Annotated in this window: 10 protein-coding genes; 6 read left to right on the forward strand and 4 right to left on the reverse strand. The window is 25.3% G+C overall.

Features of this window, described 5'->3' with window-relative positions; genetic code table 11:
* Window positions 1-1,828: DUF262 domain-containing protein (locus WC356_06160; protein ID MFA5382729.1), on the reverse strand; the 1,828-nt coding region annotated here is incomplete at its 3' end.
* Window positions 1,829-2,240: 412 nt separating this feature from the next.
* Here WC356_06160 and WC356_06165 point away from each other — a divergent pair.
* Window positions 2,241-3,239, forward strand: coding sequence for a helix-turn-helix domain-containing protein (locus WC356_06165; protein ID MFA5382730.1), 999 nt, complete (start codon window positions 2,241-2,243; stop codon window positions 3,237-3,239).
* Here the strand turns inward: WC356_06165 and WC356_06170 are convergent.
* Entirely contained in the window at window positions 3,199-3,615 is a 417-nt protein-coding gene (locus tag WC356_06170) for a hypothetical protein (protein ID MFA5382731.1), read from the reverse strand. The genes WC356_06165 and WC356_06170 overlap by 41 nt on opposite strands.
* 296 nt (window positions 3,616-3,911) lie before the next feature.
* Between WC356_06170 and WC356_06175 the strand changes: the two genes are divergently transcribed.
* From WC356_06175 to WC356_06185, 3 genes are all read left to right on the forward strand, one after another.
* A complete protein-coding gene (locus WC356_06175) occupies window positions 3,912-4,805 on the forward strand; it encodes a hypothetical protein (GenBank protein ID MFA5382732.1) in 894 nt (297 codons plus the stop codon).
* A 251-nt stretch (window positions 4,806-5,056) separates the two neighbouring features.
* A complete protein-coding gene (locus WC356_06180; GenBank protein MFA5382733.1) occupies window positions 5,057-6,364 on the forward strand; it encodes an ATP-binding protein in 1,308 nt (435 codons plus the stop codon).
* 180 nt (window positions 6,365-6,544) lie between these two features.
* Complete coding sequence (locus tag WC356_06185) at window positions 6,545-7,486, forward strand: Fic family protein (protein ID MFA5382734.1); 942 nt, start codon at window positions 6,545-6,547, stop codon at window positions 7,484-7,486.
* A gap of 32 nt (window positions 7,487-7,518) precedes the next feature.
* Here WC356_06185 and WC356_06190 read toward each other — a convergent pair whose 3' ends face one another.
* Both WC356_06190 and WC356_06195 read right to left on the reverse strand, forming a co-directional pair.
* On the reverse strand, window positions 7,519-8,556 hold the full coding sequence (locus WC356_06190; GenBank protein ID MFA5382735.1) for a YheC/YheD family protein: 1,038 nt from the start codon (window positions 8,554-8,556) through the stop codon (window positions 7,519-7,521).
* Window positions 8,557-8,567: 11 nt separating this feature from the next.
* Window positions 8,568-9,587, reverse strand: coding sequence for a hypothetical protein (locus WC356_06195; GenBank protein MFA5382736.1), 1,020 nt, complete (start codon window positions 9,585-9,587; stop codon window positions 8,568-8,570).
* Window positions 9,588-9,690: 103 nt separating this feature from the next.
* Between WC356_06195 and WC356_06200 the strand changes: the two genes are divergently transcribed.
* Window positions 9,691-10,803, forward strand: a complete 1,113-nt coding sequence (locus tag WC356_06200) for a class I SAM-dependent methyltransferase family protein (GenBank protein MFA5382737.1) — start codon at window positions 9,691-9,693, stop codon at window positions 10,801-10,803.
* A gap of 39 nt (window positions 10,804-10,842) precedes the next feature.
* Window positions 10,843-12,201, forward strand: a 1,359-nt coding sequence (locus WC356_06205; protein ID MFA5382738.1) for a hypothetical protein, incomplete at its 3' end; no start/stop codon positions are given.

The raw sequence follows: 12,201 nt of genomic DNA on the forward strand, positions 1-12,201 counted from the left end.
GTTCTTCTCTAATAGACGGATCAATATTCAATATCCTTTTTCTTAATTCTTCAAATAATGGTCTCATCGGTTCCCCTTGTTTTAAGTAAGTATGATCTTCAATTGTATATTCTGCTTTAGTTGATTTATCGTCTTCAGTTTTATATCTAGCAATAATTTCCTCACTAATGTTTGGATAACCCCAAATTTTAATTGCTAATTGTGTAATGTTTTTTGCTCTTTTTTTGATTTCGTTTTCATCCCATTTATCTAACTTTGCCAATATTCTATTTAATCTAATCGGACTATCCTTAAAGCCTCCTTTAATATTTCTTTTTTCCTCAAATGATTTATCACTTAATTCAGGATTATACCCAGTCAAGGTAAGATTCCCAATAGTATGTAGATATGTCTTTTGAATCTCCTTCCAATTTTCTCCCAAATCATTTCTCCATTTTTCAGATAAATTTTGATTTTGGGGCAATATATGCTCTATAGTATATGTTTCAACATTAACAATTTCTTTCCTATCATAATTTTCTAATCTCCTTAGTAAATAATTCCTATTTCTAAAATTATAAACATCTTTAATTAGTAGCTCACGTTCAAATTCGTCATCACCCGGAATTCTCCTATATGAATCTTGAAGTATTATGGTTGCTTTCAAACTATCCAAATAATTTTCTCTATCAATTTTTTTATAAAGTGTTGCAAATGTTTTATTCAAGGAGTTAGTTGGTACTCCACAAACCGCTCTTCTAAATACATAACTTTCAATCAAGTTTAATATATCCAAAAATTCTTCTTTTGTAATTTTATCTTGAATGTAATCTTTATAGATATTTAAAATAAATGGATAAGAAACTGTTGCCTTTAATTCATTTATATCACAAAACTTATTCTTGATATCTCCATCCGGTTCTCTTTCTAAAGCGATATTTACAAAATATTTAGAATATTCAAATATATCTTGAACAACTTCTACTATGTTTTTCTGTTTTGAGGAATACATTTTAAATTCCGAGTATATTTCTCTCATATTTGGGATCCTACCTAATTTAATAGTTAAATAATCTCTCATGAATTTATCAAATAAGGCAGAATTTTCTGAATGACCAAAACTTTTTGACATAGGATACCAAAAATTATTATATAGGTATTCCTGTTGTTGTTTTTCTAAGCCCATTAAAATGTAATTTCGTATTAAATCAGCTTGAGTAAGTTCCAAACCAGTCGAATTTAAACTTTCAAATATTAATTGTGGATTATCCTTCTCTCTATCTAGAGAAACATCAATTATAATAAGCTTTGAAATTCCTTTATGGATTACCTCCAAATCTGTTTTTTCTATTTTTTCTTTGAAAAAATTATAATTTTCTTTAATTTTTTTTGAATCTTCGTCTGTTAATTCGAGTTTGTCAACTAATTTAAAAAGAGCAGTTTTGTCGCTTTGTGTAAGAATTAATTTGTATTTTTCTTCTCCTTCCTCTTTTTCATTCATTAAGTAATAACTGGCTAATCTATTAGGGTTTATTTCAGTTTGAATATTCTTTTCTTCTATAAAATTACATAATGCAGAAATTAAAAGTGAGACTGTAGTTAATCTTTGTTGACCATCTATAACTAACAGCTTAGGAAGTGCAGATACTTGATAAAGGCCTTTCTCCACATAAACAATAGAGCCAATAAAATGTCCAAAATTGGATTCATCTTTGCCTGTTCTTATTATATCTTTCCATAATTGTTCGCATTGATCAATATCCCAACTGTAAGTTCTTTGATAAATAGGAATGACCAACTGTTTTGGAGAATTTAAAAACCTTAAAAATTTTGTTTCTTTTGCTTCCATAATACTCGCCAAGTATTTAAACAACTAAATATTTTTAAACCTTCTTAAATTTCTTCCGAGCACCCATCCCACATGTTTAGAGAACCTGGAGTACTGAATCATAATCACATATTCAATTATAAAAAGAATGCGCGTAAGAATGATTTACAACGAAGAACTTCCTTTGCCTAAAGGCAAAGGTATAGTTCATTCGTTGTAAATATATCAAATTCGGCAATTCCTTTGACATTTTTAATGTCAAAACTTAACATTTTCAAAAGAAAATGTTAATCCTCCAACACCTAAAGGTGTTGGTTTCCTTGCCGAATTTTATATGAAAATTATTTTAATATCTACATATATAGATAGATTGTGTAAAACTATCTATTAAAATAGAGAAACGATTAAAAAGCTTCCCAAAGAAAATAGAATTATGAAAAATAATAAAAACAACAAAAGTAAGGTAAGTAAAAAAAATATTAAAGGCAAAAAAACAGAAACAAAGAAAATAATAACAGGAATAATTTCGTCTTTAAAACAAGGAGATAAATCTATAAGTGAAGTAGCCGAAGATGCGCATATTAATTGGGAAACAGCGCAAACTTATTTAAATATTTTAACTCAAACAGGAATTTTAGAAAAACAAACTCAAGGAAATAAAATAATGTACACCTTATTACAAAAACAGGAAAACACTTTGTTTGGTCTTCCTTTAAGCAAAGAAAAACAAAATATAATAAATTTCATATTCTCAAAAATAAAAGAAGAATATAAAAAACTGCATAATAAAGATCCAAATAGAACATATATGCAAAAAACAACAGTGGAAATAATAAAACAAGCAAATCTGAATATTCCTGTTGTATGGTATCTATATGGAAAAATATGCATATGTTTATACGCAGAAGATAAAGAATATGAATTTAAGAATTTTAAAGAAATGAAAGAAATAGAAAAAATAATAAAAAATAATATTAAAGAATATGATTTTGAAAGTACAAGAAAAATGAAAGAAAAACAATATAAAGAAAATTCCATTTATCAGATTAAAGAAATTTTAAATTCAAAATTATTGGAAAATAGAAATATTCAAAAAGATTTTATGGAATTTTATAAAGAGATAATTCAAAATGGATTGGATGGAGAAACAGCAGATATATTAAACGAATTCTCATCATTAATTTATGAAAATCAAGATTTATCTCATTTATTTAATGAAATTTGGAGATTTATAGCTTTAAAAATAGCTTCAAAAGATTTGGAAAAATATTATTCTATAGAACTGTTAAACTATTTATTTGAAGATAGAGTAAAAGAACAGGAAAATATTATTAGTGATATTTTTAGAGAGATATTTGAAAAAATCGAATACCCAGAAACAGATAAAAAACTTATAGATCTTCAAGAAAAAACAAGTAAGAAGGCTGAATAAGTTTTATTTTAGTATCAAATAAAATAAAATCTTGAATATTTTGAGTAATTAAATAATCTGAACCAGTTTTCTCAGCTAAAATAACATGTAATGCATCTTTCCAATTATTAAACTTTTTTGCTTTTATCATATCTTGGTCTGAATATTTAATATAAATCATATTGTTTGATAAAAACTTCTCAAGATTCTGAAATTCTTCACAATTATAAAATTTAAGTTCCTCCAAAACCCAATTAGAAACAACTAATTTATATTGTCCTTTAAGTACAGAATTAAAAACAATCAAAGCTTCTTTACCCACATCACGACCGCGTTCTGTTTTCCTTTTATAAAAATAATCTAAGTAAATACAAGTATCACAATATATTTTTTCCAAATTATCACCTAATCGCATACATAATAAATTCAAAACTTTATAAACAATTACAAAGAGTACATTTCCGGCTTTATCGTCGTTAAATGTTTTATTTCTTAACTTTCAGCCCTTTTTTTATCATCACATAAAAGCGCAATTAAAGTTATTATATTTTCAACAAGGCGCAAAGGAGTGAATTATTTTGAGAGATAAAACATATATTTTTATTTTTTGCCTGTGTTATAAATACGATTTTTCTTTTTCATAAAAAACTATTTTTAGAAACAATTATAAATTTTCTTGCTGAATATTTTAAATTGGGTGATAACATGTTTGGAATATTCAATAAAAATCCTACATCAGATCTTAAAAATAAAGAAGAAGATGAATTATATAGGCAAATTAGATTTGAAAAATTTAAAAAAGAAACTGAAGCAGGTATTCTTCCTAGGATATGCGTTGAAATTTTCGGAACTAAAAAAAAGAGAATGCGTGATTTTGAAGAGAAATACAGAGAACTTACAGACAATGAAATTGATGAAACAATCGAACATATTGAAAACAAACTAAGAATTCTTAACAAAGAACCGCGGTTTTATTATAAGATCCATAAAGTAATTGAAATACATCCCACATCTATTATTTTCGGAAGATATAACCTTCATCATAACACACAAACAATTTTGGAAAACATGGAAGATTTATGTGATTCCCCAAATCCTCTTTCTTATGGTAGTATTAAAGTATTTTTTCATATTGCTGCTAATCTAGCACCAATACCTGCATTAGTTGATCCATTCCCTATTTCTAGGAGAAGTATGAAAATTACTCCTCTTTTACATCGCCGGGCAGATGGAAGAATCAATAAGGTTGTTTTTCATAAGTTAAAACCACTTGGTTTTTCATACCCCTTTGGCTCATCTATTGATCCAAAAAACTTTAGTTATTATATGGGACTTTTAAGAATATTTAATTGGATAATGAAAGATGAAGACTTTGGTGGAATACCTGTGATTGTTCCTGAAGAAGGTATTAAAATGGAAACAGAAATTGAACTTGAAAAACAATCACTAATAAAATTCACTGCACAAATAAGAAAGGTACTTAAGAATCCAAAAGTAATGTATCCTCTACATTTTAATACCACTCCACGCGAGAGAATTGAATTTATAGGCGCATTTCCTTTACTTGGTGATGATTGTAAACTTTAAACATATTAAAAACAAGTTTAAAATTCCCTGTCTGAATATAAATTAAATAACTTAGGAAAGATTTGTGTGTTCTAAAAGTTTTAGAAATAATTGGAAAATAATTATTGAACAACATTCTCAAAACTCTCCAAAACATAAATCTTTTCACAAAAGAAAGGGGATTGGGGCACTGATATTATGTTGGGGTACTCAAACTTATTTCCCTATTGATAGGGAAAGATTTATAAAATGTTTCCTCCCTAAATATGTTTATGGAAAATGATCGTATCAAGCAATATATAATGGATTTTCAAGGGAAAGATTTTTCTTCGATTATATCTAGAAATATTGAGATCAAACCTTCAAACAAAATACATACTATTATTGGGCCGAGAAGAACAGGTAAAACATACTTAATGTACAAACTGATAAATGATTTAAAAGTTTCTGATATAAATCGAAATCAGATGGTATATCTTAACTTTGAAAATCCTCTTTTTTACGATTTAAATTTTAAACAAATAAGAGAAATAATTGAATTACATTGGTCTTTGTTTCCTGAAACAACAAATAAAAAACTGCATATATTTATTGATGAACCGCAAGTGATAAAAAATTGGGAAGTAGCAATACGAGAAATTTATGATAATTTTAATTGCCACATTTTTATTACTGGGTCTTCATCAAAATTATTGAGTAAAGAAATTGCAACTTCTCTTAGGGGAAGAGCAATAACCACTCATTTATTGCCCTTATCCTTCAAAGAATTCCTAAAATTTAGAAAATTTGAGAGTAATGTAAATAAATTGAATACAAAAGAGAAAGCAATTTTATCAAACCTTTTTGATGAATATCTAAAGTTTGGGGGATATCCTGAAATATCACTCGAACAAAACGAAACTGAAAAACTCAAAATATTAAAAAATTATTTTGATTTAGTTATATATAAAGATTTAATTGAAAGATACAAAATAACAAATACAAAGTTGATAAAATGGTTTATTGATTATCTAATAAGTTCTCTAACTAAAGAAACTAGTATAAATAATGTTTATAATACTCTTAAGTCAAAACAAATTAAAATTAGTAAAAATACACTTTATGATTACTTCAGTATGCTTGAAGATTCTTTTTTCATTTTCCCAGTAAGAAGATTTGATTATTCAATAAAAAATGAAAACCTATCAATTCCTAAAATATATCTTAATGATCATGGATTTTTGAATTTATTTAGTATTGAAGAGTTCGGAAAAAGAATAGAAAATATTGTTTATCTCGAACTGCTTAGAAAACAGCATATAAATCCCATTCAAAAAATAAATTATTGGAAATCAGCAGATAATAAAGAAGTTGATTTTATTGTTGGAGAAGGTAAAAACATAAAACAAGCAATTCAAGTATGTTATGATATAAACGATGAGAGAACAAAACAGAGGGAAATAACTTCATTAGTTCGTTGTTTAGAATATTTCAAATTAAAAGAGGGTTTGATAATAACAAGAAATACAAAATCTGAAGAAAAAGTGGATGGAAAAAAAATAAGAATAATACCAATTATTGAATGGCTTTTAATTAAGTAAAGATCTCCTGGAAAATTAATTATAATTGGATTAAATTAATATAAAAATACCCCATTTAAGATAGTTATCTTACAAAAATATAAAAAATGTAAGATAACTTTTCTCTTCGTAAAAGTTAGGTACACATTTTCTTTAAAAATGTAAGATAACTTTAAAAAGACATGCACGTATATACTATATATGAGAATCACAAAAAAAATAATAAAAGGTAAAATGTATTATTATTTGGAAAAAACTATTAGAATAGAAAAACCAAAAACATATTCTATTTATTTAGGAACTAAAATTCCGGAAGAAAGAACAGAATATGAAAAAAAACTAATCAATAAAATATATTTAGATTTAATTGGAAAAAAAGAAAATTTATATTTAACTAAACAAGAATTAATTGACACCGAAATTTTATTTAAACGATATTTAAAAAGAACTTCTAAATTGACAAAAACACAAAAAAATGAAAAAGAAGAAATAGATACAATAAATTTTGTTTATACCACTTTAAGCACAGAAGGAGTCCCAATAACAAGACAAGATGCAAAATTGGCATATAAAATATCTGAAAAAAAAGTAAAAAATATCAGAGATGAAAATTTAAAAGTTTCTTTAGATATGATAAAAGGTTTAAGAAAAATAAAAGAAAGTAAAAAAGGAATATCAAAAAATTTAATTTTAGAATTGCATTCAATAATCATGGGAGAATACAAAGACAAATTTCCAGGAATCCTAAGAAAAAAACAAATTTATATTTATTTAAGAGATTCAGAAAGATTTGAAGAAATAAGATATAGACCTCCAGAACCTAAAAAAATAATAAAGTTATTAGATGAGTTAATAATATGGTATAACTCAAATGTAGATAAATTAAATTCAATAGAATTTGCAGCAATACTTCATCTTAAATTTTATAAAATTCATCCATTTACAGATGGGAATAAAAGAATTTCACGTCTGTTGTTAAATAAAGCTTTAATTGATAATAATAAAGAGATTTTAAATATTTCAAAAAACAAAGAAAAATATTTTGACTCATTAATCAATTGTGTTGAAAATAATGATGAAAAACCATTTATTAGATTCTTATTAAGCGAATTTAAAGAAGCATGTAAATCATTTATTCCTTAGTACTTGGAAAATTGATAACAGATAAAATAAAATTATATTAATAATCCCACTTCATCTTTAATCATATACTCCGCTAGATCAAAGTATATTATAGATGGAAAATCTGTAAACGCTTGCAACTCTACAACTTTAGGATTCGTTAGTTTTTTATCAAACATTATGTCTACTCCCACAAATTTTAATCCAATAGCGTTAGCAGTTTCTAACGTTATTTTTTTTATTAAAAACTGGGTATGTTCAGATAAAGTTGTATAGGGGTGGTGTATTACTTTTCCACCCTGTGAAAAATTTGTTATTTCTTTAACCGGTTCATTTAATCTAATAAAAAAATGTGGGGCCTTATTTCCAATTGAATACGCACGTACATCAAATTTATTATTATATATTTTTGGAGTTAAAATTTCCAATTCTACAATTACATCCTGTTCAAGAAGTTGATATATTAAACTTTTTTGTCCGGTTATATCAGTAAAAGGCCATAAACCATTCAATTTATAATTAATCAACTTACCTTTTTCAACTTTATAATTAGTAACCCATTTTTTACGATGCATTACTGTAATCCCCTTTCCCTCAGCACCATATCTACATTTTATAAAAATCGCCCTTGTATTACTTACTCTATCTATAAGATCCTGTATAGAATAATATTCTAACGTTTCTGTTGTGGGAATATTATAATCTCTAAGAATTTCAACTGTTTTAAGTTTATCTCTATCAATTGCTGCTTTTTCAGGTTCAATAATAAAATTTAATCTTTTAGCTCCAAATTTATCCTCTAATTCTGTTTTTATATTAATAAAAAAATCTCTAAATAAAGTATATGAAGATTTAGAAGTTCCGTAGAGTTTTGTATCCTTCGGAGTTTCACAATTGTTATTCCAAAAAGTAAATGGGAAAAAAAACATTACATTTATTTTATCTGTTTTAAAATCAGAAACCGTGTCTAGTTCATGATAATCTGCAGTTTTAACATCAATTCCCATATTTTGTGCAAAAGTAATAACTCTTTTCCTATTCCTATCTGAATAGGTCGTATCTCCTTTTCCAAGAACTAATAAACTTTTCATATCCATACCTTTTACTCTAATTTACTGACTTCTGTTGATTCCGGTTTAAATTTATCCCATTCATAATTAGAAGGATTGATAACTGCTTTTTCTATAGCCTTTTCTAATTCGTCATTTTGTTTAAAATTAGAAGTAATTTTCTTTATAATTGGTAATATCTGAAAATCATAAAGTTTACTTGAAGTAATTGGGACTAATCCAGGATATCCATATATACTTATATGTACTCTGTCTTCTTCAATATAAAATGTATTAACATAATCTGTGGGTTTAATAGTTTCAATAGGATTAGGAAAATCTACTGAAAGATCAAGAATTATTAAATTTGATTTTGAATTAACTATATCCTCCCTGGTAACTAGATACTCTTGATTTATTCTTTGTTCTTCAGGCCAACAAATTGCATTTATTAATAAATCTGCATCTTTTAACCACATATTTAATCTTGAAAGTTCTTCCCTCCTCATGATCTTATAATTTATTCCTAATTTGGAACATGCGGTTATTGCTCCTGTTCCTACATTTCCATATCCTAAAATTACTGCTTTCATATCTTCTGGCATTTTTTTAAAATGTCTCATAGCATAATAAACTCCAATTTCTCCTGTAATATGTGTTTGATCAACTAATCTTTTTCCCCTTAAATCCCTAATTTCTTCCATTGCTAAACCAATTAAATTATGTTTTCCTAAATAATAAATTCTTTCTTTATTTTGATCGATATGTAACATACAAAATAATAAGGAATTATTCATAAATGAAAATTCTTCTGGGGAAGGAGCTTTAAGTTTAACAATTAATCCATCTTCTGCATTAGCATACAAATCTATAGTTTCATGAATTATTTTTGCTCCTGCTTTTTCATATTCTCCATCAGTAATTTCTATTCCCTTACCTGCATTAGATTGTACAAACACTTCATTACCTTCGTCAACTAAAACTTTAACCGAAGGAGGAAGTACTAATACTCTTTTTTCACCCGGGTATGATTCTGTGGGAATAATAATTTTTTTCTTATTGTTTAAACTCATAAAAAAACTCTCTCATATTTACTATATTTTTTTTAAATTTTATTCTAAATATAATTTAATATAAAGTAATATTTTTAAAGTGTGTTGTTAATATAGTGTGTATATGGTAAAATGTTTAAAAATTCCTTTAAAGAGCGCAGAACAAATAAGAAATAAATTAGATAAATACATTACTTATGATTATGCGCCTGAAAAGGGAAGAAAATACATTTATTTTGCGCTTAATGAAATCCCAAATGAATTACCAAAAGAAATTAAAATTGTAGATAAACAACTTAAAAAAAGAATTCAAAAACCTAAAAATATAAAGGAAATTTTAAGCAAGATAATGAATGAAAAAGAATTAGATGAATTAGTCTCATCTTTTGAAGTTTTGAATGATATAGCAATTATTGAAATTCCAAATCAATTAAATAAATATGAAAAACAAATTGCAGAAGCAGTAAGAAAAATGCACGGAAATATAAAAACAGTATTAAAAAAAGAAACAGGCATGGAAGGAGAATTTAGAATAAGAAATGTATCTGTTATTTTAGGAGAAAATAAAACTATAACAACATACAAAGAAAACGGCTGTATATTCAAATTAGATATTGCAAAAATGTTTTATTCTACTAAATTATCAACAGATAGAAAACGTATTACACAATTAGTAAAAGAAAATACAAAAACAGAAAACAAAACAAAAAAAGAAAAAAAGACAAAAAAAGGAAATGAAAAAAGCGACAAAAACATAGAAAATAAACAGGAAAATATCTTAGTGCCTTTTGCAGGTTATGGCCCTTTTGCTATTACAATTGCAAAATATAATCCAAATTGTGATATAGTAGGAATTGAATTAAATTCAGATGCGGTAGAATATTTTAAGGAAAATATAAAATTAAATAAATTAAATAATTGTAAAGCTTTGTTAGGAGATGCATCAAAAATAGTAGAAGAATATCCAGAATATAAACAATGGGCAGATAGAATAGTTATGCCCATACCTAAAAATGCTTTAGATTTTCTACCAGATGTTTTAAAATGCGCTAAAAAAGATACTATACTACATATTTACGCATTTGATGAAAAAGAGCATCCTTTTGAAAGAAAAATAAAAATAATTGAAACTATAGCTAAAAAACAAGGATTTAATATAAAACTATTAAATAAAAAAATAGTAAGGCCTTATGCGCCAAATGTATTTCAAATATGTTTAGATATTCAATTACATTAAAGAACATAAATTTATAAGGATTTAATAGGTAAATATAATATGCAAAAAGAGTTAAAAATAAAAGAACAAAAAAAGAATCAACATATTAAATTACAAAATATTATACCAAATAAAATCGAGAATCTATTACATAAACCTATAGAAAACTTAACAAAAACAGAATTTAATCAAATAATAGAATCAATTGATTTTTCAAAAATAACACTAAAAATATCTGAAAAATTAAAAGATATCGCTTTAAAAAAACCAGAATTTTTTAATCCAGAACATATTGAACTTTTTTTATTTTACTTTGATAAAAATGAAGATATTCTAAAAGACTTAGATAAAAATGAAAAAATTAGTAAAATAGCAGATAATTTTGAAGGGATAATAACTCATATAATTTTAAACAATAAAAACACAATAAAAGGCATTCCAAATATTATTGACAGAATAGAAAATTCAAATAATAAAATATATTTAACTTCAATAATAAAAAATATTGCTGAGGAAAATCCTAATTTACTTTCAATTGAAAATATATTAAAAATCTCAAATCTATTTAAAATCTCTTTTAAAAAAGAACAATCAATTAATGATTCTATATATACCGGAACTTTAAAATCAATTATAAAACACTGTTCAGAAGTACATGAACAATATATACAAATATGGAAAGACCTGCTTATTTTTGAATTAGAAGCAACAGAAAAAAATACAAAAAATATTCTAAAAGAGCTCTTAGTCATCGCAAAAAAAGATCCAGAAATATTTAATGGAGAAGATATACTTAGAATATATTCTTTAAGTGGAAGAGATTTTTATCCTAAAAATAAAGATGAAAGATTAATAAATTTAATAACTGAATTTTTTGAAACAATAATCAATACTAAAGGAATGAATGAGATATGGGAAAGATTATTTGAAGATCTAAATTATTTAAATGTAGAAATCTTTAAAAGTTCAGAAGTATTTAAAAAATATATATTAAACAACCTTTTTCCATTTAGGACATTAAGCAATGTAAAATTTGAACATATTAGTGATATATACAGACTAATTGAATTAAGTAAAAGACCAAATGGAGATGGAATAGTTTCTACTCTTTCAGTAGAAAATAATATTTCTTTTTTTGGAAGGTATTCTATTAATACTTTAGAATATTTATATAATAATTTTGGAAAAAAACCTTCAAAAAACCAAAAAACAGCATTATGGATTTTTCCAAAAGAAGATGATAATCATGCTTTTTATTATGATAATAAATTTATTGATGAGATCATAAAAAATAATTACCACATCTCAATAATTGAAGTAGGTAATGAAAGAGAATTTAAGGGTTGGAGTTTGCTTATGGAAAGAAAAAATGGTAAAAAATTTGATGTGTTAGTATTAAGCGGGCATGGAACAATTGAA

It is taken from the genome of Candidatus Micrarchaeia archaeon, assembly GCA_041653315.1.
Lineage (GTDB): Archaea > Micrarchaeota > Micrarchaeia > Anstonellales > JAHKLY01 > JAHKLY01.

Excerpts from the sequence above, each read along its gene's own strand:
- WC356_06165 (MFA5382730.1), top strand. The coding sequence starts at position 2,241 with ATGAAAAATAATAAAAACAACAAAAGTAAGGTAAGTAAAAAAAATATT.
- WC356_06180 (MFA5382733.1), top strand. The coding sequence starts at position 5,057 with ATGGAAAATGATCGTATCAAGCAATATATAATGGATTTTCAAGGGAAA.
- WC356_06185 (MFA5382734.1), top strand. The coding sequence starts at position 6,545 with ATGAGAATCACAAAAAAAATAATAAAAGGTAAAATGTATTATTATTTG.
- WC356_06190 (MFA5382735.1), bottom strand. The coding sequence starts at position 8,556 with ATGAAAAGTTTATTAGTTCTTGGAAAAGGAGATACGACCTATTCAGAT.
- WC356_06195 (MFA5382736.1), bottom strand. The coding sequence starts at position 9,587 with ATGAGTTTAAACAATAAGAAAAAAATTATTATTCCCACAGAATCATAC.
- WC356_06200 (MFA5382737.1), top strand. The coding sequence starts at position 9,691 with ATGGTAAAATGTTTAAAAATTCCTTTAAAGAGCGCAGAACAAATAAGA.